The following is a 22,938-nucleotide window of genomic DNA, read 5'->3' as shown; positions in this document are numbered from 1 at the left end:
CGATGCGTTCTTACGAACCGCGTCACCTGCAAGCCTCGGTTGAGCGCCTGTGTTATGTAAAATAGATCCTGGTAGCGCGGGTGTCAAGGGGTCGGAGAAAAATATTATGTGAAGTCGTAACCCGGACTCGCCGCGGCCCGCTGCGCCCGGCAAGCAGGGTGATCGGCGGTGTCGTCGGAAGTTCTTGCGCCTCAAGTGCCGACTCGGTGACACTGCAAGGCGCGGCCAAGGATCAGCCGTCAGCGTTCAGGCGTGCGCTGTGGCTGGTTTCCGTACCGGGCGTACCGCTTGTCAGGTCACCGCGCGGCGGCCTGGACGCGCGCCCAGGACATTGTTCCAATCCACTCCGATCTGACGGCTGGTGGCTGACCGCCGGCCGGGTCTCCCAGGCGAACCCAGGTACGTGCACCGCATCCCAGTCAAACCGGTCCTGACGCGCTTGTTACGGCGTGTCCCCATGCCGTTGATCGCGATCCTGGTCGGGTTGATCGCGGGACTTGGCGTATGGGGCATCCTCGATCAGATTCAGACGCGCCAGGTGGGCAAGATCTTCGGTCAGGAACTGCGCAATCAACTCGACGTCCAGGCCCGCGAGAGCCTGATTCGCTTCGACCGCTACCTGGCCGGGTATGGAATGACCACGCGTCTCTTGGCCAACCATCGGCGTCTGGCGGAATACCTGGAGCCGCTGTTCTGGTCCGACAGCGATGTCGTGCGGCCGGTGGTCTACCTGGAGTTCCGTCCGTATTGGCTGCCCGATTTCTTCGCGCGGGACGCACTGCGTCCGCCCAGCCATGTGCTGCTGACCGATCCCCAGGGCCGGGTGCGGGAGGTCTATCAGGCCGGCTCGGATCCGCTGCCGGTCGAACTGGCGGCCAGTCTCCCGGCCCACTCGCTGGATACCAGCGCGGTGCGGACGGTGCCGGTCAAGCTCGGTGAGGTGCTGTACCTGCTGGTCAGCGACGCGGTCGAAGATTCGGGCGGCTACCATATGGGGTATCTGGTGGTCCTGGTCCCCATCGATGACGCCTTTCTGACCGCCTCCCAGCGGGGTGTGGACCTGAGCCGGGTGGCGGTGGCGCTGGTGGACGGGGACGATCAGCGCATCCTGGCGAGCGTGGATTCGGCCGAGTTGCCCCCCGGGACGACGCTCACGACGCTCCGTGACGGCTATCTGGTCACGTCACAGTCGCTGCCGGAATATGAGGGGGCGGACGCCAACCTGTTGTTTGCCACCCTGGTCACCCAGGGCAATCTGGAGCGCATGTCCCGCCATGTGCGCATCTTCGAGCGGCGGCAGCGCTTCTTCGCCGCCGCGGCCTTCATCCTGGTGTTCGCCTGGGTGATCTATCTGGTCTCGGCGCGGCTCAATCGGGTCTTGAAGCGCATGACCCGGTTTTCGCAGCGGGCGCTGGGGATCAAGGAACCCGGCTTTCAGCGGGCCGGCAATCAGTTGCTGCTGCTGGAGGAGTGGATCGCGCACTTCACCCAACTGGTGCTCAAGGCGCGTGAGGAGATGAGCCTCCGCCATCAGGCGGAAATGCGCGAGAGCGAGGCGCTCAAGGCGGCGGTGATGGAGGCGGCGCTGGACGCCATCGTGACCCTCAACCATGCGGGCTGCATCAGCGAGGTCAATCCGGCCGCCGAGCGGATGTTTGGTCTGCAACGTCAGGAGGTGATCGGCAGCCCTTTCGGCGAGCGGCTGTTGCCCGAGGTGGCGCGAACCGCCTTCCGGCGGCTGCTCGATCGGTCCCGCCACGATGGGCTGGAACCCAAGGGCCGTGGTGAGTTGGTTGCCCTCAAAGGCGACGGCGCGGAGATCCCGGTGGAGATCTCCATCGTGCCGATCGACCTGGAGGCCGAGCGCTTTTACACCGTTTATATTCATGACATCAGCAGCCGCAAGCAGGCGGAGCGTGAGATCAAGAGCCTGGCGCGGCTGGCCAGCGAGAGCCCGAACCCGATCCTGCGGGTGACCGCGGGCGGGCAGATCGCCTATGCCAACAACGCGAGTCGCCCCCTGCTGCTCGCCTGGGGGACCGAGCAGGGCGGGGCGCTGCCCGATGAGTGGGCGGCGGAAGTGACCCAGGTCCTGGAGCAGGGTGCGCCACGGGAGCGGGAGACCGACCTCTCGGGGACGATCTATGCCTTGCTGTTCGCCCCGATCCGGGATCTGGGCTACGTTAACATCTATGCGCGTGACATCACCGCCGTGCGCCGCGCCGAGCAGGAGTCCCGCCAACACCAGGCCGAACTGGTGCACGTGAGCCGATTGAGCACCATGGGCGAGGTGGCGACCGGCATGGCCCATGAACTGAATCAACCCCTGTCGGCGATCGTCAATTACGCCAATGGCTGTACCCGGCGGATGCAGAGCGGCCAGGGCCAGACCGAGGATTTGCTGGGCGCTCTGGCGCAGATCACCAGCCAGGCGAAGCGTGCCAGTGAGATTATCCGGCGGCTGCGTGCCCTGGTCGGCAAGCAGCCGCCGCTGCGCGCCGATCTGGATTTGAATCATCTGGTCCGTGAAGTCTGTACCTTCGTCGAGTTCGAGACCGCGAAGCTCGGCGTCCAGATTGAATTGGATCTGGCTCCCGAGGGCATCCCGGTGCATGTGGACCTGGTGCAGATCGAACAGGTCTTGCTCAACCTGTTGCGCAACGCGCTCGATGCACTCGAAGAGACCCCCGAGGCGTCGCGGCGGCTGGTCATTCATACCAGGGTCCGCAAGGCCCAGGCCTTGGTCGCGGTGCAGGACACCGGTCCCGGCGTGGAGGGCGAGCGTCTGGCCCAGTGGTTCGATCCCTTTTTTACCACCAAATCCGGGGGCATGGGTATGGGTCTGCCGATCAGCCAGACCATCCTGGAAAACCATGACGGGCGCATCTGGGCCGAGTCCGAGCCGGGTCAGGGCACCGTTTTTCATGTCGCGCTGCCGCTTGCGGAGATCCCCGCCGCGGAGGACCCCGAGCCGGAGCCGCCCACTGCCATAGGAACTACCCGATGAGCACCAATCCCACTGTCTTTGTCGTCGATGACGACCAGGCCATGCGCACCTCGCTGCAATGGCTGATCGAATCCACGGGGATGCAGGTCAAGACCTTCGAGTCCGCCGACGCCTTTCTGAGCAACTTTTATCCGGAACGCGCCGGCTGTCTGTTACTCGACGTGCGCATGCCCGGTATGAGCGGACTGGAGCTCCAGAGCTATCTGGCGCGGGAGGGTTATCACCTCCCGGTCATCATCATTACCGGCCATGGCGACGTGGGCATGGCGGTCAAGGCAATGCGCGCCGGGGCCATGGACTTCATCGAAAAGCCCTTCCATGACGAGGATCTGCTGCGCAGCATCCAACGGGCGCTGGAAGTCGATCAGCGGCAGCGTCTGAGCCGCGCGGCCCGTGCCGACATCCTGGCGCGCGTGGCGGACCTGACCCCGCGCGAGCATGAGGTCATGGGCATGGTCACCGACGGCAAGGCCAATCGGGAGATCGCCGTCGCCCTGGGGGTGACGCCGAAAACGGTCGAGGCCCATCGTGCGCGGGTGATGGAGAAGATGCGCGCCGAATCGCTGGCCGAGCTGGTGCGGATGGTCCTGATCGCGGGGCGGGAGGAGGGGTGATTGTCGGTGGCCCAGCGCCCATTCACTGTCGTTGTCGTTGTCGTAATCGAATTGGATCTGGCTCCCACGCTCCAGCGTGGGAGCAAGTCGCGACGCTCCGGCGTCGCGTGGCACCACTGGCCGCTGGAGCGGCCGGACGGCATTCCCACGCTGGAGCGTGGGAACGAGAAAAGCGTGGGAACGAGAAACGTATTCGTGAACTGTTCCTTAATGAGCGATCCTAATGACATCGAATCCCATCGATCGCCCAGGTCCGCGCCGTCAGGTTTTGGCCTGGGCCTGCTATGACTGGGCTAATTCGGCCTTCGCCACCGTGGTCATCGCCGGATTTTTCCCGGTCTTCTTCAAGGAATTCTGGGCCGCGGATCTGGCCGTCACCGAGAGCACCCGCGCGCTCGGTTACGCGAGCAGCACCGCCAGCCTGATCCTGGTGTGCGTGGCGCCCCTGCTCGGTGCGCTGGCCGATCAACTGGGAGCGAAGAAGCGCTTCCTGCTGTTCTTTACAGCGCTCGGGGTGCTGGCGACCGGCGGGCTCTTCTGGCTGGCTGCCGGGCATTGGCTCGCCGCCCTGTCGCTCTATTTGCTGGGACTCCTGGGCTTCCTGGCGAGTAACATCTTCAATGACGCGCTCATCACCGATATCGCCGCGCCCGGCGATTACGAGCGGGTCTCCTCGCTCGCGTACGCGCTCGGCTACCTGGGGGGCGGCCTGCTGTTCGCACTCAATGTCGTCATGGTTTTGACCCCGACGACCTTCGGTCTGGCGGATCAGGGGCAGGCGGTGCAGGTCGCCTTCCTCGGGGTCGCCCTGTGGTGGGCGGTCTTCACCCTCCCGCTGGCGCTCCTGGTTCCCGAGTCACGGGGTCAGGGAGGCAAGACCCTCGGCGCGGCGCTGCGCGGCGCCTTCGCCGAACTGGCGCAGACCTTCCGGACGATCCGCTTGCTGCGCAACACCTTTCTGTTTCTCATCGCCTACTGGTTCTATATCGACGGGGTGGACACCATCATCTTCATGGCCGTGGACTTCGGGCTTTCCCTGGGATTCCCGGCGTCCAGTTTGATGGTGGCGCTGCTGATCACCCAATTCGTCGGGTTCCCGGCGGCGCTGGTGTTCGGTCACCTCGGCACGCGCTGGGGGCCCAAGCCCAGCATCCTGCTGGCCATCGGCGTTTACCTGCTGGTCGTGGCCGCCGCCTCGCAGATGCAGCAATTGGCGCATTTCTACGCCCTGGCGGTCGCCATCGGCCTGGTTCAGGGCGGTGTGCAGGCACTCTCGCGCGCGCTCTTCGCCGGCCTGATCCCGGCCGGCCAAACCGCCGAATTGTTCGGGTTCTACAACATGGTCGGCAAGTTCGGCGCCGTGCTCGGACCCTTCCTGGTCGGCACCACCGCGGCCCTGACCGGCGACCCCCGACTGTCGCTGCTGCCCATCCTGGCGCTGTTTCTGATCGGCGCCTTGCTGCTGACGCGGGTCGATGTGGCGGCGGGGCGGGCGGCGGCGCGGGCCTGACTCCTATGAAAGCCGCGGCACTGGGGCCGGACTTTGCTTTTCGACCCATGCGCGAGCCCGATCTCGACGCGATCATGCAGTCGGAGGCGGCGGCTTGTGACTTTCCGTGGGAGGAGGAGGTCTTTCGGGAATGTCTGCGGGTGGGCTACAACTGCTGGGTGGCGGACTTGGGCCGACTGGTGGTGGCCCACGCGGTCATGTCCATCGGGGCCGACGAGTGTCATGTGCTCAATATCTGCGTCCATCCGCAGTGGCAGGGTCTGGGTGTCGGGCGACGGCTGCTCCGACGCCTTTTGGCGCAGGCGCGGGAACGCGGCGCGGATACGGCATTTCTGGAGGTGCGGGTTTCCAATCAACTCGCGCGCCGACTCTATGCCGCTGAGGGCTTCTGTGAGATCGGCACGCGCCGGGGCTATTACCCGGCGCGCAATGGGCGGGAGGATGCGGTGGTGTTGGCGCTGGCGCTCTGACGCGGGCCCGGCGACAGCGCCGCCTGGGTCACTGAGGCGCGGTGATATAGACGTAGGCCGGCGGCACCCCGGCGCCGACGATGGCGAATTTCTGGGACTGCCAATAGCCGCCCAGATTCACCGTCTGGCCGGCCGGAAAACTGCCGACCCGCACTTCGTTACCGGTGACCTCGAAGCTCCCCTGGCCGGGCGGCATGACCAGGTTCACCTGGCAGGGGGTCGACTCGCAGGTGCCGGTGTCGCCGGGTTTCACGGTGATCGAGATGACACCGGTCGGGTCGTTCGGTGATGAGGCACAGGCCGCAAGCACGAGCGTTGCCAGCGCACCGATCGCGAATCGGGGCAGGAAGCGGGGCGCGTGCGCGACGCCCGACCAAGCGCAGGTTGCAATGGTGTTATTCATTGTTGGTATTTCGATTGGAAGCGACGGATGCCAAGGAAGTGGCGGGCGGATCCCGCCCGCCGCCGGAGGGCCGCTTACTTGGTCTTGGCGGGCACCTCGGCCGCATCGCTCGCGGCAGGCGCTGCCGCGTTGGAGGTGTCCGCGGGGGCATCCATCCCGTCCTTCTTTTCGATTGCTTCTTCTTCTTTGACCTGGGTCGGATCTTCGGATTCGGCGAAGGCCGCCGCATCCAGCATTTTCTCGGACTGGGTTTCCGCCTGAACCAGGGCGGCACCGGACAGGCCAAGGGTGAGGAAGGCGGCAGCGACTACAGGCAGTGCGGGACGCATCGTCAAGCTCTCCTACAAGGTGGGGTGGCGGGCGCTGATGACCTGGCGCCTAGCGCGCCCGGTCATTCACACCATCATCGCCGATTCGCGCGCGAGTTTCGAGTGGCGGGCACGGAAGAGGCATTTTCGCCGTGGCGTTTTGCGCGGGCGCCGCAGGGCCAGATCGGCTTCAGGCGGTTCTGGCGCGCCGGATCTCCTTGCGAGCGCTTGGTACCCGTCCGAGCCCGGCCCGGGACATTCCCCCTAATATGCCAGCTCGTTGGCCACGTCCGCAGGGAAACCATACTCAACAAGGTCATCCGGGGTGATTCCGGTTCCTTGGTCTACGATTATCCAGTTGCCGCCTGTCTTCTTGAGATAGGCAATGGCACTTTCGCAGTCCTGCTTCTTGCATCCAAAGCCAACAGTGGCGTATTCGCCGAGTACGGTTCCGATCCTCGGAGTGCACCAGTCAGGCGTACATTGGTTCGCGACAGCCCTTAAGATGGCGTCGTTTTCAGACACATTAGAAGTCCGGCGTGCTTGCCTGACAACAGGACTGGTGGTGAGGCCGCTGGACAGTCTTGTTACATATTTTTCCAGAACCCAGCCACCTTTACCTTGATACGCGGTCCTACACCAGCGGGCGTTTGAAGCACTTGACGTGCACTCGGATAGATCTATTAATGCGCCGTGAGGGATTTTCGACAGCCGAACTCCGTGTTTAGCGCTCGGCTCGCTGCGTAACGCCAAGAAGCCATCGCCGGGGGTGTTTACCGAGACCGTCTCTCCGAAACTCACGGAAGCGAGAAGAATGCCGACCGCCGCTAATACAGCGCGAATTTTCATGGCCTTGCTCCTATTAGGTCTGAATGTCATGCTCTCTACTCCAAACCCAACGAGTAGGTGGGCGGGATGATGCTGTAGATAGGCGGCGCTATCGGGGTGCTCTGGGCGGGCCAACACCGCTCGCGCCCGCGGCACAGGATGGGCAAAGCGAACAGATGGATTGTCAGGTGGTTGCCGGTCTTGACGCAACTTTAAAGTGCGATTTTTTCCCGTTTCGTGAGTTGACTCCCCTAAAACACAGTCATCCACGCCTAATCGGCCGGCACCAATCTTGTCGACAATGAAGTTTTTTGGAAAGCTCAGTATCCGGTATGATCGTCACCCCCATGCTCACCAACGCAGTAAAAATCTTGTCTGTTAACTTCTTGGCGTCACCGCCCTGCAGTTGGGTGATCGCGTATGGAACGATCATGCACCACTGCTCCCTGGTCCCTCTGACTGAAAGCATTATACCGATCGGCGTGCCGTTGACCGCTTCAAGACTCAAATATGTAGAACTGTATGGGTTCTTGCCCGGGAGTTTTCCCTTCCACCATCTCTCCACTCCGTCCGGCTCAAACCGGCATGTGTTGGCCGCTTCAGGGACGTAAAGCGAGCGCAAGAAAGCCAATGCCTGATCTTTAGGCAGTTCTTTGGCAACATCATGGCGAATGCCCACCTGTGCGTGGGTGACGCGAGAGGGTGCAGTGCCGCTTGCGCCTAGACGGGGGCCTAGAGACGCAATGGGCTTCCCGCTTCCGGTGCTCAAGCGTACGGTCACGCAACCAACGAGAAACAAAACGAGAAGGGAAACGGCTAGGCACTCAAGAAAAATTCGCGTCTTCATACGTTATTACCAATGCCATCATTCAGCATCCAACCAGCCATGACATTACGTTCACACCCATTAGTAAACGACTGATTAAGAGTGGGCCAGTCATTTAACTTGTCGCAATCAACAGTTTCTGGGATCCGCGAGCGATCGATAAGTATTATCATAAGAAACCCCCGGCTTTACCGTGGGATAGTCACTGAGGCACCGGGGCTGCCGAGCGGTTTCTTGCCTGCGGAACCGGCAGCGACTTTCCCTACATGTTGTTGAAGTCCTTAATTGCCCGCAATTGCCTCTCGTTATATCCACCTGAACCGGATTTGCCGGTATCGCGTGACGGTTGTTTCGGAGACCGGGCCTCAGACGCCTTTTTTCCCGTCGACCCAGCCGCCCCGGCGCTTTTGACCTTCGGCTGACTCGACTGTTTGTTCCGGGCACTGGCTCCGCTCTTCTTCTTAGGAACCTCAGGAGGGATCGGCGTTGCTTCCACTGTTGACGGCCTCCGAGTGGCCGGGACGGGTTCCGCCACCGACGCCGGTGGTCTTGCATCGCTCGGGCTCTGCGGCCTCGGTTGTTGAGCGGCGTCCATGCGCGCGCCGAGTGGTTGGGAGGTCACTGTCTCGTCCGCCGGTTGTTGCTCTGAAGAAGGCCCCTGGGGCCGCCCCTCGGCCGGGTAAGCGGCCCTTTGAGCAGGGGGGGTGGCGACGCCCTGATCGGCCACGTGAGCCCCGTCCTTTTCCTTGGCTGCAGGCGTAGTAGTCAACGCGTTCAGATTGGTGACCGCCGGCGTGAGAGTTGCCGCGGGCGCAGCCTGTGCCGACACTGCTGCCGTCTCTGGTTTGGCAGGCTGCTCCGAACTCGAATTTCGGAGGTAGGTGAAGGCTCCGACCCCCGCCAACCCCGTCATCGCGAGTCCCGCCAAGGTCCACCCGATTGTCGCCAGCCCACTGCGCTTCGGCGCAGGCGCCTGCGCCGGAATCGCACACTCTTGCCCTGAGTCGTGTGTGGAAGGCAATTTAACGCTTGGCAGGCGCACGTCCCGATTGCTGCCTAGACCCCCTGCAAGACTACTGGCATCGGAAACAAAGACCGTCCGCTCGCTCGTCCCACTGCCACGCACAAGGGCGAGCGTTTGAGCCAGTTCCGCAACGGTTTGCTGTCTGGCGTTAAGGTTCAACTCCAGGGCTTGCCGGATTGTCGCATCCAGCAGCAGTGGCATTTCCGCAACCAAACTCGCCGGCGGCACCAAGGCTGTGCCCGTCACGCGCTCATGGGCCGGTGGAGGCGGCTTGCCGGTAGTTCCGAAGTACAGGATAGCGCCCAGGGCATATACATCCGAGCGCACATCCGTGCCCGTGCCGAGTACCTGCTCGGGTGGGCTGAACCCGTGGGTGACGGCGCGCCCGATGGTACGGGTCACGTTCTCATCGCCTGCCTCCTTGGCGATGCCAAAGTCGATCAGCATCACCCGATCGTTGTCGTCGAGGAGGATGTTTTCTGGTTTGAGATCCCGATGGATGATCGGTGGTTCTTGGGAATGCAAGTAAATGAGCGCGTCGCAGGCCTGCTCGACCCAGGGTAGCAGGATGAATGCGGGGATTCGCCCACCGAGACGATCCTGTTCCGTTTTCAGGGTACGTGTGCCGCCGAATTCCAGCACCAGATAGACCATGCCGCCCTGATCAAGGCGGTCGGTGATGTCCGGTATGGCGGGATGATTGAGGCGCCCGAGCAGCTTCGTCTCGTACTCGTCGAAGAGCAGCGCCGGGATCTCTTTCAACGCCCGCCGCTTACCCGCCAACCGCAGGTCCTCCACGAGGTAGGTGACCCCAAAGCCGCCTTTTCCCAGCAGGCCGCTGACGCGATAGCGCTCGCTGACGATCGCGCCCTGATCCAACAGCCATCCGAAAACGCCGCGCGGAGCTCCGTTCGGCGCGGTGTCCACGTGGGCCAGTTCCAGACCGCAGACGGCGCAGCGGTATGCACGCTTGATCAAGGCCCTCAGCTCGTTCGGGGTCTGGCACTTCGGGCATGTCTTTGGATCAATCATCGGGATCCTGGAAAGCGTAGCGGACATCAGATGCGCTCCGGTGGGCCTAGACCTTGCGGTCGCGCAGCTTGAGACCGAGCGCCGTGATGATCACAAAGCCCAACGCGAGTGCCGCGGTGGCCCACAGATCCGTCTGCCAGTCGGCGTTTACGGAAACGATCGGAGACCCATCAGCGCCGCGCAGTGCCAGAACCCCGTCATCAAGGGTCGCGCGCATCGCGTCTAAGGCCCAATAGGAAATGACCGAAACCTTGGCGACTGCTTCGGCAGGCCCGTCAAGCTGGACGACCGCGTTGGAAAGGATGAATTGAGGGATCAAGAGCAGGGGGAGTGTGGCGATGGCCTTGTCGTTGCTGGTGACGAAAGCGCTCACCGCCAGACCCATGCCGGTCGCCGCGAATCCGGCGACGAACAGAACCAGGAAGCGGTCCAGGAAAGATCCCGGGAAATCCAGCATGCCCATGACGATGGCAAGAAAGCTCGCGCACTGGATCGCGCACAGCACCGCCAGCGGCAGCAGCTTGCTCACCAAATAGGGGGGGATGCGCAGCACCACGGCCCGTTCCCGGAGATAGACCGGTAGCTCCTTCACAATCTCCCGGGCGGAGTTGATGCAGCCAAACCAAACTGCGGAAAGCACCAGGACGAACGCGATCTGGCTCTCGGCCTGAGCACGCTCCAGGGGGCTTCCGGAGGTGTCGAAGATTGCCCCGACCACCAAGGCAATGAGCGGGGCCTGCAAGAGCAGCATCGCCAGGTTGAGCCGATCCGAGTAGAGCAAATCGACATAGCGGCGCGTCAGCGTCCAAGCCTGTCGCGGATTGAACCAGCCGGCTCGGCCCGATCCCGCCTTGCCTCGATCGGCCACGAGCGTTCTGGGCGCCTCGGTTGCAGCTTTGGATAAACGTGCCTGCACGTGGCGCCGGTACTGGTCCGACTGGCGAAACCGATCCCCCCAGGCCCGCGCATCCTGCCCTTCGAGCCGCTCGTACACCTCCGAGAGCCGATCCACGCCGAAGTAGGCCGCCGCCTCTTCCGGAGGCCCGAAATACACCAGGAACCCAAAGTGCAGGAGCGCCACCAGATGACAGACGCCGACGTTCTCGAGGCTGTGCGTCACGCAGATGACCGTCTTGCCATCCGCCGCCAAGTCGGCGAAGAGGCGCATCATCTTCTTGTCGGTACCGGCGTCCAGGCCGCTGGTCGCCTCATCGAGAAACAGGATATTCGGATTCGCAACCAGCTCTACAGCCAGATTCACACGCTTGAGCTGCCCGCCGCTCAAGGGCTCCGGCGTGTCGACGGCGAGGTCTTGCTTCTCCAGCAGCCCCACCCGCTGGAGGACTCGCTCGATGTAGACGGCGATCTCGCCCGCGCGCGTGTCGCCGGGCAGCCGCAGCCTCGCCGTGTATTCCAGCGCCCGCCGGATGCTGATCTTGCGGTGGACGATGTCCTGTTGGGGCACATAGCCGATGCCCGCTCGAAAGGCGGCGAAGCCCTCGTACAGGTCTACACCGTTATAGAGGACCCGACCCGAGGTGGCCGGGCGCCGACCGTTCAGCGAGTCCATCAGCGTCGACTTGCCCGATCCGCTGGTCCCAAAGATGACAACAAACTCCCCGGGCTCGATCGCCAGATCGATCGCGTCCAGCAGATTGCGGGGCTGCTTCGAGGTCCGATCGATCACGGTCTTGGTTAGGCTTCGTGCTTCGATCCTGACACGCCCACCGGACTCCGCTGGCTCAAGGGCCGCTCCCGTAAACCGATAGACGAAGGTCGCGAACGACACCCGGTCGCCGGGATGCAGCAAGGCCTCACCAACGATGCGTTGTCCGTTAACGAAGGTGCCGTTGGTGCTGCGCAGATCCTGAAGGCGGAGCCCCTCCGGGGTGAATAGCAGCCTCGCGTGCTCACGCGACATCAAGGGGGAGTCGATGACGAGATCGCACTGCCGGTCGCGGCCCACCACAACCGGTTTGGGCTGCGCGGCCGAGTGCAGACCAGGTGACTTCCCCGCGCTAGCCCCGCTCGCGGGCCCAGCCCCATGGGGGATCTGGACCTGAACGGAGGTGGAGCCTAGAACCAGCCAATCGCCGTCCTCGACTTTCGCCCGTTTGGATATCGGCTGGCTGTTCAGCAGGATTGGGGCCGCGTCGATGGGTTCGACGTAGATGACCCCGCGAACTGAAAAGAAGCGCGCGTGGCAAGGGGCGACGTCACTGCCGCTCACACAAATGTGCTGCGCGGCGTCACTACCGACAGAGCAGTCCGAACCGTCATCGAGCCGGTGGCGCCCTGCGACTTGCCTGAAGGTCTTAAGGATGAGATCTTGTGACTCTGGCAACGGGGACCTCTAAATACAAGCTATTCTTCGCGAACGGCGAGGCAGACACCGTGTATTCCGTCAGGGAGCGACGCGAGCCAGAAAAGACCGGATCCGGAATGGTTGGAGCTTGGAATGAGACCGGGCCATTTGCCCGAATGAATGGAGGATCCGCGCCAGGGTGGCGAGGGCTTCGACCGACCGCGCGGCGGCGGATCGAAGATCGGTGAGGATGGTGCGCCCGGGCGCGAGCCGCCAGTACCAGAAAACTTTTTGTGTCTGCGCGGACCTGAACGATCCGGCGCCGCCTCTCCCCGCGGCCGAAGATGTCATCGCGCTTCCCCCCTCTCCAGAAACTGAAAAGCCGGACGCCGCACGCGACCATGACGATGGTCACTCTTGGCAATCCGGCTGTCCTGGATTCCAGGATCCGCGACTTTCCGCCCCTACCTTACGATAGGTTTAGCTTTTTTTGTGCGGGAAGATGCTGGCACTCGAACTACCGATTGTCAACGGAGCATCACGGTCAGGTTTTCCGTGCCATAGCGCTCGCACCTGATATCCAGACAGACCTTCGTGTAGGGGCGGGTTTGAAACCCGCCCCTACGGCCGGTTATCACGTTCGAAGGCTATAAACCGTGTCCAGCGCGCAATGCGTAATTTTCATGGTGTGTTCGGCGTCACCACGCAATCAGGTCAATCAGTGCCCTGGTTGTTGGATCGCGTCGATAAAGGCGGCAGCCTGAGCGCGGACCTGGTCCAACGCCTGATCGTCCAGCGGCGGGGGCATCAAGGCGCGGTGGTCGATTTTGACCTCATCCATCAAATCGTCCAGCCAGCGGGCGGCGCGCTGTGCCGCGCGCGTTTCACCCGCGCCCGCGATGGCCCGCTCGAGGGCGAGCAGGTAGCGGTAGTCGTCGATCGCCTCGCCGAAGCGGAACAGGTCCAGCGTGGGGATCAGGACGCCGGGCTGGCGGGTCGGCAGGGCGGCGGCGAAGTCGTCTTCGCGGCCGTCGAGGGCATAATAGGGATCGACATGGGTGGCGTTGAAGGCGAACTGGAAGTAACCGGAACGGCAGCCCAGGCGGCGCAGGCGGTACTGGTAGAGACCGCGGGCATAGCGTCCGCTCAGATTGTAGGTGCCGCACTGGCCCCCGGCCTGCAGGATGCGCTCGAATCCCCAGGCGTTATGCAGGGTGAGAAAGAGGTGATCCACGCGGCCGACCAGGGCCAGCGCGGGCGATTTTTCATCGGTGAGGCTGGTGAACACCGAGCTTTGCGAGCCCGCGGCACGCACGGCGTCAGCCAGGGCGGCGGTGAATCCGGCGGCGTCGCCGGTGGGTTCGTCGCCCACACTATAGATGGGTTCAGGCCAGCCGAGTCCCTGCAGGTGCGCGCGGGTGGCGCCGAGGACGCGGCCCAGCACCTCGGCGTAGGGGGCGCCGAAGCCGCGTTGGGTGTCGGTGACCCGGTAGCGTTCGAACCCGAGTCCACGTGGGGCCAGGCCGCCGTAGCTGTGGGGCGGGAAGGGAAAGCGCCGGGCCTGCTCCAGGACCGTGTCGAGGCTGGAGAAGTCGATGTTCAGGCCCGCTGCCCCGCGGGTCGGCAGCACCCCGCCGATGCCGCCGCTGAACTGGGTCATGCCCTGGCGGCGGACCAGGTCGAACGCCGGCCCGATGTCGGCCCGCCGCTTGGCTGCCAACGCCTGCGGAAAGGCGCTCTCGGTATAGACCGGAACGCTGCCCAGATAGCCGAAGGGCAGGTTGGCGGTGGGCAGGACGAAGGGCCGGACGGTTGCCTGCACCGGCAGGCTGAGCTGTCGGCCGCCGTCGATGGTCAGGCGCGCTTCGCCCGCGTAGGCACCCGGCGGGGTGTCCGCGTCCGGGCTGACGCTGAACCAGAGTCGGCGGGTCTGGCCGGCGGAAAGGCGCAGCGGGAGTTCCAGGGGGTCCAGCAAGCGTGGTGCGTTGACATAGCGGGCGCCATCGTCCGTTGCGCGGGTCAGTTTGCTGCGGACCTTGTAGGCATCGGCGCTCAAGCCCGGCAGCCTGAGTTCCGCCGCGGTGAGTGTCAGGTCGCTGACGGCGTGGAGCTCCAGGGTCAGTGGTTCCTGTTCACCGCGGGCGAGTGCGAGTGTGAATGGTCCGCTCAATTCATCCGCGCGCGGTCGCTCCGTGGGTTGGACGTCCTGATCCCAATGGCGCCGAAAGACGTGCAGTTCCGGGATCGGGCCCGGCGCCGGGGCCAGCGGGGCCGCGGTCCGGGGGGCGGTGTCGATCACGTTCTCCGCGTATTCGATCCGGTATTGCTCGCGCAAACGCTCCCAGACCTCGTCGATGAAGGCCCGCGCCTGCCGATCGTCCGCCAGGGGCCAAATCAACAACGCGGACAGGGTGTTGGCGAAGGTCTTGGCGGACCCCGCGGAAAATTCCAGGTTGAGTTGGCCGTCGTTGACCTGAGCCTGAAACTCGATCGGGCGGTAACGGGTCTTGATATAGCGTGCCCAGATGTCGTCGCCGGGCAGGTCCTCGGTCGTCTGATGGGCGAAGATGCGTGCCAACAGCCCGTCCGCGGTCATCTGCTCGGAATAGACCGGCGTGCCCTCGGCCAGCACGGCGCGCCGGTCGTAGTTCTGTACGTATTCCCAGTAGCCGGGATCTTCGAGCATCAGCCAGACGCCGTATTCGCCATTGGGCAGGTCGAACCGCAGACCGCCGGAGGCGATCGAGATCCAGTCGCGCAGTAAGTTATCCGGGTGGCGGCGATCCTCGCTCTTGGGGATGCGCACGGCCGCGTCGAAGCCGTAGCCTCGGTCGGGCCGATAGCCCAGGGCGGCGGTGAGTGGACTGAAGCCGGCCATGACCGGGCTGACATCGGTACCGGCATCGAGCTTCAGCAGTTGCGGGAAATCGTGACGGTAAGGGGGCTCCGCGGTGAGGCGCACCCGCGACACCGCGACCTCACCGGCACCGACCACGCTGACGAACAGGCGGCTGATGGCGGTGGTGTCCAGGCGGCGGCGCTCGCGGATAACGGATTTTTCGCCGACGAAGAGCGCGAGCGGGATGCGCAATTGCTGATCGCCCGGCGGAAAATGGGTATACCAGTTGACCCGCGACCAGTAATTCTTCGATTGCGCATCGCGGATTTCGATCAGACCCTCCAGGATGGCGCGGCCGGGGTTGTGGATCTGAATGTCGAGATAATCATAGCCGCTCCAGTCCGTGGGCAGCCCGTTGCGGGGACTGAGATCCAGTGGCCCTGGGCGGTCACCGACCGAGCGTGGCGGGCTGAAGTCGGCGATGGATCGCGGTTCCAAGGGCCGCGTGGGAGCCATGCCGGTCGGATCGGCCTTGCTCAAGCGCCGACAATGGGGCCGTTGCGCCTGGTCCGGGGCGGCGCAGTAGCCGGTGAGCAGCAGGTCAGTCCGGGTGATCGGCGGGTCGAACCGCAGGGGTGCGATCACCTGGCCGAGTTGCATCCCCAAGGGCGTGGCGTCATCCGCGCCGAGTCGTTCGAGCCGCAGCGCGTCGAGCCACAGGTCCCCGGTGCCGTAGAGAAAGCAGTAGAGCGTCGCATCCAGCGCCTGATCCACCTGGAACACCAGATCCACGGGGGTCCAGTCCCGATTCCCCTGGCCCAGGTTCGCGACCGCCTGGCGCCCGCTCCCCAGCTCCAGGTGCAGCCGGGCGGTCAGGTTATCCTTGCCGGGCCGCAGATCCGCGGCGGCGGTCAGGGCAGCGAGTCGATAGCGTCCGGGCGCCAGGTGAATCCGCTGATGCAGCGCGGCTTTGCCCGCGATGGGCGCGTGCAGGTGGGCCGCGGCGCCGCCTCCCGGCCGGGCCTCGTGATCCAGGGCGGCCTGCGTGCTGCCGCTCCAGCGATAGAAGGTCCAGCCGGTGAAGGGGGCGTCTGCGGACTGCGCCGGTTGCTCGAAATCACCATTCGCGATCAATGTGTCGGCGGTGACCGCGGCGGCCGTGCACAGGAAGAACAACAGGACGAGCGTGAGTGCCGGCAGGGCAGGGCGCATGGTGGGAGTCTCCTCGATCAGCGGTTGGTTCGGGCGGAGTCAAGCGGGTGAGCGTGGCCGTCGAAACCAACCGAATAATTGCGCGACCTTAACAAAAACCCTGCGAAGCGAGTACACTTTCGACCCGATTTGCGGATGGGTTTGGCGCATGGGACTTAAGCCGAACAGCCCCGCCGACGCCGCCCCGTTTTGAGCGTGGTGCCGCGGCGCACGGGAGGACGCCCAGCGTATCGACTCAACCAAGGTATCCCCAATGACCATTCTCGCCGGGATTTTCTCGCCTGACCGCTGGAGCGCGCAAGACCAGGGTCTGGCGGATGAGATCCGGATCCAAATTTCGCGCGCCGCGACCGATGTGCGCCAGGTTTTCTTCGATGACACCCTGTTTGTCTGCAAGGTGGACATCGGCGCCTATGGACAGCCCGCCTGGCATGAAACCGCGGCCGAGTTCGCCACCCTCATCGGGCGGCCCCTGCTTGGGGGTCCGGATCGTCAGTCGGACCTGGAAACCCTGAACTGCCGGGACCCGGGACCGCGCATTGTCGGCGATTGCCATGGCGCATTCTGTGCGTTGCTCTACGATCGGGCCGCCGGACAACTGCGGTTGCTGACCGATCCCCTGGGCCTGCGCCCCTTCTTCGTCTACGCGCTGCCGGGTCGGTGGCTCTTCAGCACCAGCCTGCGGGTGCTCCAATCGCTCTCGATCGACCTGGCTCTGGATCTCAACGGGGTCGCGGAGGTGGCGACCCTCGGCTATTTTCTGCTCGACCATACCTCCTACGCCGAGGTCACGGGCGCCCCGCCGGCCGCGTGTTGGACCTTTGATCGGACCGGTCTGAAGCGCACGGACTATCTGGTTTGGCAGGACCTGGACGAGGTCGTGGCGCGGGATGAGGGGATTGCGGCAATCCACGGTGCCTGTGAGTCGGCACTGACCGCTGAACTGGTCGGGAACGACGGCACGGCCGTGGTGAGTTTGAGTGGGTCGTTGAACTCGAATCTGATCGCCGCGGCTCTGCGGCGGCGCGGGGTCCGCGTGTTCGGGGTGGCCGCCGACGCTGGGGATGGGCGCAGCGGCGATTGTGCGGCGGTCTTTGCCGAGGCGAATGCGATCCCGCTCATCAAGGTGAGTTCAGCGGCTGGGTTCATGAGCCTGGAGAAGCGCCTGGGACTCCATTGGGACCAGTCCGCCGCGCCGCCGGACCTGCCGACTCCGCGGCCCCACCTGGTCTGGACCGGCAAGGGCGGGAGTGTCGGCACGGGCACCATGGCCCTCAGTCCGGCCGATGCGGATTTGGCGCGGTGGGGCGACGCGGCCAAGCTCGTCGACCGCTGGATGCAGCGGGCGGACATCCACCTGCCGCCGCGGATCATTGTGAACTATGAGATTCTGGAAGCGAACCTCCGGGCCAACCTGATCGCCGCCATCGGCGCCTTCCCTGGGCTATCCCAGGCGCGCTCACTGATGCTGCTGCTGTCGCTCCAGCATCAGCGGCGCCACCAGGTGCTGCAGCGCGAGGACATCGACCGGCACCGTATCGAGCTTCAGGTTCCTTTGAGTTCGCCCCAGGTGGCGCGGGCGGCGCTCGCCCTGTCCATCGAGGATCTGAGTGAAGGGACCGTCTTTCGACTGCTGCTCGAGCGCCATTACCCGGAAGTGATGGCGACTCCCTGGCGCAGTTCACCCGGTCAACTGCCGTGCCCGCTGCCCATCCCGTCTCCTGTCAAGGGCCGGATGCGTTGGTTCGCACAGGACCCGCGGCGGCGTGCGACCCTGCGCCACGCCTGGCAGTTGGCGCGCGAGTGGCCGGTGCCGCCCGGGGTGCTTCGCCGGACGGGTTTCGTCATCACGCTGGCCTTGACCGCGGCGCATGTGCGCGAGGGGATTTACAGTCTGCAACGGGCTGAAGCCTTTGCGCGGTGGCTGCAGCGGTCATGAAGGGTGCACCATTAGTTAAATAAGCCCATCAGACGACACCCCATCGCCGCCACCTCGGGTCGGCTGAAGCTCCAATGTCACCCACAGTCCCACCGGCGGCAATGCCGCCCGCGCCACCGCGGCGACATGCCCCGGTGCCGGGATGCAATGCATGACCTGGGGCGGGTGCGCACCGGGTGCGCGTGGGCGGAACAGACCGCGGCCGTCCGCTTTGGCGTCCGCCTCCAGGGCGGTCCAGGCGCGGTAGAAGCACTCCAGGCGCTCTTCAGCCGGGGTGTCCAGGAGCAATTGCGTCTGTTCCCTGCTGAACATCCGGCGGGCGATGGCATCGAGATCACGGCGCGGGCGCAGCCGCTCGCAGTCGATGCCCACCTCCTGCGCGGCGGAGATCGCCACCAGGGCCAGATCCGCGGTGGTGGTCAGGTTGAAGGCCAGTCCAGTCGGGTTGCGCTCAAGCATCGGCTTGCCGGCCGGCCCGTGGGCGAAGTCGATGGTGCGCGGAGGAACGCCGAGATACAGCCCGAGGATGCGGCGCAAACCGGATTGGGCGCGGATGTAACGCTCCCGATAGCCCGCATGATGCATGCCGTGGGCCCGGCTGCGCTGGTGTTCTCCCAGGTCATCGAGGCAGGTGGCGACGCGGTCGCCGCCGGAGTCCGTCCGGATATGCCACAGGTGCAGCCCGCCGGGGGCGAGCGCGGGGGCGCTGTTGGTCGACTGCCACTGGATCAGGTTGCTGTCAGTGAGGTTAAGCGTATTCATCCCCATCGCCTCGGGTCGCCTGCCGGGCCCTTTGCCGGCTCGGGTGCTTGTTACGCGCTACGATCAGGATTTCTGTTTGAATGTCAACAGTGTGGCTTGCTCTGCCCCCTGTTTGGCGCGTGGAATACACTTATAGTTTACGTCATCATGCACGAACAGCGCGGAGTCAACCCGACGATTTCGGTAGAATGGTCAGTCGCAACGCGTCGGCCCGCCGCGGACCGGTGCGTTGACAATCAAGGCCCAACACCAGACCGGGCGCCGGGGCGTTCGGTACTGCTCGGGAGAGACGCCGGTGCAGAGAGTCGAGTTACCCTCAGTCGAGACGCGCGCGGCAACGCGCGGCGAAGGCCCGTTGGATGCGGTCATCGAAGCCCTGTGCCGCCAGGGCTGCCGTCAGGTCCGCTTGAGCATGGCGCGTTTGGAACAGGGCGAGGATGTACCCGAGACCCGCGGTCTGACGGCCGCCGCGCGACTGGAGGTCCTCGCTGAATTGCGCGCGATCATGGCCGTTTACGGTGAGACTTGCCGGATCGATTGATTGGGTCAGGAACCGTTCACGAATAGGCTGAACAAGTTCACTAGGAAACGCCTCTGGCGTCTCGGTCGTTGTCGTTGTCGTAATCGAGTTGATGATCCCCGCGAGGATGCGTTAGTCCCATGCGTGGCGACCGAAGCCTTTCAAACCCTTGGCGGCCTCGTACGGTCAGACTGTGTAGCGAATCGAAATCCGACAGACGGCTGGCTGCTCATGGCTGACTTGAATCGCTTATCCGATTACGACAACGACAACGATTTTGTTCGTGTTTAACATAAACTGAAACCCGCCCTTTTTCGCCCTCGCCACAGCCCGCGATACCCACTCAAGCAGGACCGCTTCACCGATGCAGACTATCACCGAGACCATCAGCCAAGAGCTCAACGCCCGCGCTTCCCAGGTGGAGGCGGCCATTCGGCTGCTGGACGAGGGTGCAACCGTGCCCTTCATTGCCCGTTACCGCAAGGAGGCCACTGACGGTCTCGATGATACGCAGCTCCGTCACCTGGAAGAACGGCTGGGCTATCTGCGGGAGCTCAACGACCGGCGGGCCGCGATCATCGCCAGTATCGAGGAGCAGGGCAAGCTTACCGCCGCCCTACGCGCCGATATCGAGGCCGCGGACACCAAGCAGCGTCTGGAAGACCTCTACTTGCCCTATAAGCCCAAGCGCCGCACCAAGGCCCAGATCGCCCGTGAAGCGGGGCTGGAACCGTTGGCCGATGGCCTGCTGGCGGATCCCACCCAGGAGCCGGCGACGCAGGCCGAGCACTATGTAGACGCCGGCAAAGGGGTGGCCGATGGCGCCGCGGCACTCGAAGGGGCGCGGCAGATCCTGATGGAGCGCTTCGCCGAGGACCCCGAGTTGACCGGTCGCCTGCGGGATCGCCTCTGGGAGGAGGGCGTGCTGGTGTCGAAGGTGGTCGTCGGCAAGGAGCAGGAGGGCAACAAGTTCTCCGACTATTTCGATTACCGGGAAGCCATCGCCAAGGTCCCGTCCCACCGGGCGCTCGCCCTGTTCCGCGGCCGCAATCAAGGGGTGCTGAATCTCGATCTGGTGCCCGGCGAGGACGAGGACCCGGACGCCCACTTCCGTGCCATGGTCGCCGCTCGCTTCGGCATTTGCTCCCAGGGCCGGGCGGCGGACGACTGGCTCGTCGAGACGGTGCGCAAGACCTGGCGCATCAAGCTGCTGACCCGGCTCGACCTGGACCTCAAAGGCCGGGTACTGGAGGCCGCCGAGGAGGAGGCGATCCGCGTCTTCGGCTTGAATCTCAAGGCCCTGCTGCTCGCCGCGCCGGCCGGGCGCCTGCCGACCCTGGGCCTGGACCCGGGGCTGCGGACCGGGGTCAAGGTGGCCATCGTCGATGGGACCGGGCGGGTTGCCGCCACCGATACCATTTACCCACATCAGCCCCGCAATCAGTGGGATGCCTCGATCGCCACCTTGGCCACACTGTGCCGGGCGCATCAGGTCAAACTGATCAGCATCGGCAACGGCACCGCCTCGCGCGAGACCGACAAGCTCACCCGCGAACTGATCAAGGCGCACCCCGAGCTGGGCCTACGCTCGCTGGTGGTGAGCGAGGCCGGTGCCTCGGTCTACTCGGCCTCGGAGTTCGCCTCCAAGGAGTTGCCGGGGATGGACGTGTCGCTGCGCGGTGCCGTCTCCATCGCGCGGCGTCTGCAGGACCCCTTGGCCGAGTTGGTCAAGATCGACCCCAAGGCCATTGGCGTCGGCCAATACCAGCACGACGTCAATCAGCCCCGCCTGGCGCGCGCCCTGGAGTCGGTGGTGGAGGACTGCGTGAACGCGGTTGGCGTGGATCTCAACACCGCCTCGGTCCCCCTGCTGGCACAGGTCTCCGGGCTCAACAAGGGCCTGGCCGAGCACATCGTCGCCTTCCGCGAGGCCAACGGCGCCTTTCCCAACCGGAGGAAATTGATGGCCGTGCCGCGCTTCGGCGACAAAGCCTTCCAGCAGAGCGCCGGCTTCCTGCGCGTGCCGGACAGCGACGAGCCGCTGGATGCCTCCGCTGTTCATCCCGAGGCCTATCCGGTGGTGCGGCGCATCTGCGAGCGGGCAGGCAAGGGCATCCGCGAGTTGATCGGCGACACCGCGACCTTGCGTCGGCTGGATGCCGGGGAATTCACGGACGAGCGTTTCGGCCTGCCGACGGTACAGGACATCCTGAGCGAACTGCAGAAGCCCGGACGCGATCCGCGTCCCGAGTTCAAGGCGGCGGTGTTCCGGGAGGGGGTCGAGACGCTGAAAGACCTGCAACCCGAGATGATCCTGGAGGGCACGGTCACCAACGTCACCAACTTCGGCGCCTTTGTCGATATCGGCGTGCACCAGGATGGTCTGGTCCACATCTCCATGCTCGCCGACCATTTCGTCAAGGACCCCCATCAGGTGGTCAAGTCCGGTGACCTGGTGAAGGTCAAGGTGCTGGAAGTGGATCTGCCGCGCAAGCGCATCGCCCTGACCATGCGACTGGGTGAACCGGCGCAGCCGCGGGCAGGCGAGCCCGGTCGCGAACGCACCGAACGCCGGGAGCGCGGTGCCCCGCGCGGCCAGCCGCCGCGGCAGCAAGACCAGTCCCGACGCGCGGGCGGCGACCGCCGGCCGGCGCCCCAGCGCCAGCCCGCGGAGCAGCCGGTTCCCGCGGGCGGTGCGCTGGCCGCGGCCTTCGAGAAGGCGCGCAAGGGGTAGGGGGCAATGTAGCCTTCGTACCTGATATCCAGACAGACCCTTGGTGTAGGGCCGGGTTTAGAACCCGACCCGATCGTTCGGTTATCACGTCCGAAAGCTATAGCGCAGCGCAGGGCATGCGGTTTTCCGCATCCGGCGGTTGAGCCGGCGGTTGAGCCGACGGGCCAGCGGACGGCCGGCTGAATACTTCCGCCGGACGGTGGTTGATGCGCGACCAACGGGGATTTCCCCGCCTTTGGCTGGAATGTTATCGTCCGCTCTCTCAAAGTGTGACGCTGATCACAGTTTTGCACGCATCGGCAACGCCATGCAGACTGTTTACCCAAGGAGCCTCGGTATGTCCAAGATCCCTCGACGACGGCGCCTGTTCCCCGCCGTGCTGGCGCTTGGCAGCGGCCTGCTGGCCGCCGCTGCCGCACCCGACCCCATTGCGCCTGCTGGCGGCGGGGCGGGCATCACCGCTCTCGCGGTGCCGCTGATCCAACCGGCCGCACCGCCGGCCAGCGCGGTGACCGCTCCAGCCGCCCCGGCCCAGGCGCGGATTCAGGCCGACTACGGCAAGTTGCCCTACACCTTCGAGGCCAACGGCGGCCAGGCTGATGCCG

At 64.7% G+C, this 22,938-nt stretch carries 16 protein-coding genes and 1 riboswitch; of the genes, 8 read left to right on the top strand and 8 right to left on the bottom strand.

Features of this window, described 5'->3' with window-relative positions; all coding sequences use genetic code 11:
• Positions 1-457: 457 nt before the first annotated feature.
• The 4 genes from A39O_RS0113465 (at position 458) to rimI (ending at position 5,601) form a co-directional block, all read left to right on the top strand.
• Positions 458-3,007: an ATP-binding protein gene (locus A39O_RS0113465; protein ID WP_051088814.1), complete on the top strand. Its 2,550-nt coding sequence runs from the start codon at positions 458-460 to the stop codon at positions 3,005-3,007.
• Complete coding sequence (locus tag A39O_RS0113460) at positions 3,004-3,621, top strand: response regulator transcription factor (protein WP_020505184.1); 618 nt, start codon at positions 3,004-3,006, stop codon at positions 3,619-3,621. The genes A39O_RS0113465 and A39O_RS0113460 overlap by 4 nt, the downstream gene beginning before the upstream one ends.
• Positions 3,622-3,844: 223 nt before the next feature.
• Complete coding sequence (locus tag A39O_RS0113455; RefSeq protein ID WP_020505183.1) at positions 3,845-5,131, top strand: MFS transporter; 1,287 nt, start codon at positions 3,845-3,847, stop codon at positions 5,129-5,131.
• A gap of 5 nt (positions 5,132-5,136) precedes the next feature.
• Complete coding sequence (gene rimI, locus A39O_RS0113450) at positions 5,137-5,601, top strand: ribosomal protein S18-alanine N-acetyltransferase (protein ID WP_020505182.1); 465 nt, start codon at positions 5,137-5,139, stop codon at positions 5,599-5,601.
• 28 nt (positions 5,602-5,629) lie between these two features.
• Here rimI and A39O_RS0113445 read toward each other — a convergent pair whose 3' ends face one another.
• From A39O_RS0113445 to A39O_RS0113425, 7 genes are all read right to left on the bottom strand, one after another.
• The gene (locus A39O_RS0113445) at positions 5,630-6,004 is read right to left on the bottom strand and encodes a hypothetical protein (RefSeq protein ID WP_020505181.1); all 375 of its coding nucleotides are present in this window, start codon (positions 6,002-6,004) and stop codon (positions 5,630-5,632) included.
• Between the two features lie 74 nt (positions 6,005-6,078).
• Positions 6,079-6,333, bottom strand: a complete 255-nt coding sequence (locus tag A39O_RS0113440; protein WP_157640064.1) for a hypothetical protein — start codon at positions 6,331-6,333, stop codon at positions 6,079-6,081.
• Positions 6,334-6,576: 243 nt separating this feature from the next.
• Complete coding sequence (locus A39O_RS40780) at positions 6,577-7,161, bottom strand: SH3 domain-containing protein (RefSeq protein WP_157640062.1); 585 nt, start codon at positions 7,159-7,161, stop codon at positions 6,577-6,579.
• 241 nt (positions 7,162-7,402) lie between these two features.
• Complete coding sequence (locus A39O_RS40775) at positions 7,403-7,819, bottom strand: hypothetical protein (RefSeq protein WP_157640060.1); 417 nt, start codon at positions 7,817-7,819, stop codon at positions 7,403-7,405.
• A gap of 409 nt (positions 7,820-8,228) precedes the next feature.
• Positions 8,229-10,049 carry a serine/threonine-protein kinase gene (locus A39O_RS36595; protein WP_020505179.1) on the bottom strand — a complete coding sequence of 607 codons (1,821 nt, stop codon included), beginning with the start codon at positions 10,047-10,049 and terminating at the stop codon, positions 8,229-8,231.
• 19 nt (positions 10,050-10,068) lie between these two features.
• On the bottom strand, positions 10,069-12,366 hold the full coding sequence (locus A39O_RS0113430) for an FHA domain-containing protein (protein ID WP_026199388.1): 2,298 nt from the start codon (positions 12,364-12,366) through the stop codon (positions 10,069-10,071).
• A gap of 377 nt (positions 12,367-12,743) precedes the next feature.
• Positions 12,744-12,822, bottom strand: a riboswitch (cyclic di-GMP riboswitch).
• 223 nt (positions 12,823-13,045) lie between these two features.
• Positions 13,046-16,378 carry a hypothetical protein gene (locus A39O_RS0113425; RefSeq protein WP_020505177.1) on the bottom strand — a complete coding sequence of 1,111 codons (3,333 nt, stop codon included), beginning with the start codon at positions 16,376-16,378 and terminating at the stop codon, positions 13,046-13,048.
• Between the two features lie 253 nt (positions 16,379-16,631).
• Here A39O_RS0113425 and A39O_RS0113420 point away from each other — a divergent pair, with 253 nt between their 5' ends.
• Complete coding sequence (locus A39O_RS0113420; RefSeq protein WP_020505176.1) at positions 16,632-18,317, top strand: asparagine synthetase B family protein; 1,686 nt, start codon at positions 16,632-16,634, stop codon at positions 18,315-18,317.
• Between the two features lie 15 nt (positions 18,318-18,332).
• Here the strand turns inward: A39O_RS0113420 and A39O_RS0113415 are convergent, their stop codons facing one another.
• Entirely contained in the window at positions 18,333-19,079 is a 747-nt protein-coding gene (locus A39O_RS0113415; protein WP_020505175.1) for a 4'-phosphopantetheinyl transferase family protein, read from the bottom strand.
• A 295-nt stretch (positions 19,080-19,374) separates the two neighbouring features.
• Between A39O_RS0113415 and A39O_RS0113410 the strand changes: the two genes are divergently transcribed.
• The 3 genes from A39O_RS0113410 to A39O_RS41735 form a co-directional block, all read left to right on the top strand.
• A complete protein-coding gene (locus A39O_RS0113410) occupies positions 19,375-19,620 on the top strand; it encodes a hypothetical protein (RefSeq protein ID WP_245561891.1) in 246 nt (81 codons plus the stop codon).
• Between the two features lie 343 nt (positions 19,621-19,963).
• A complete protein-coding gene (locus A39O_RS0113405) occupies positions 19,964-22,333 on the top strand; it encodes a Tex family protein (protein ID WP_020505173.1) in 2,370 nt (789 codons plus the stop codon).
• A gap of 337 nt (positions 22,334-22,670) precedes the next feature.
• A partial coding sequence (locus A39O_RS41735) for a hypothetical protein (RefSeq protein ID WP_040527811.1) occupies positions 22,671-22,938 on the top strand: 268 nt, incomplete at its 3' end.

The organism is Lamprocystis purpurea DSM 4197 (assembly GCF_000379525.1).
Classification (GTDB): domain Bacteria; phylum Pseudomonadota; class Gammaproteobacteria; order Chromatiales; family Chromatiaceae; genus Thiodictyon; species Thiodictyon purpureum.
The sequence above is the reverse complement of the archived record's forward strand: the minus strand, read 5'-3'. Positions and strand labels throughout refer to the sequence as shown.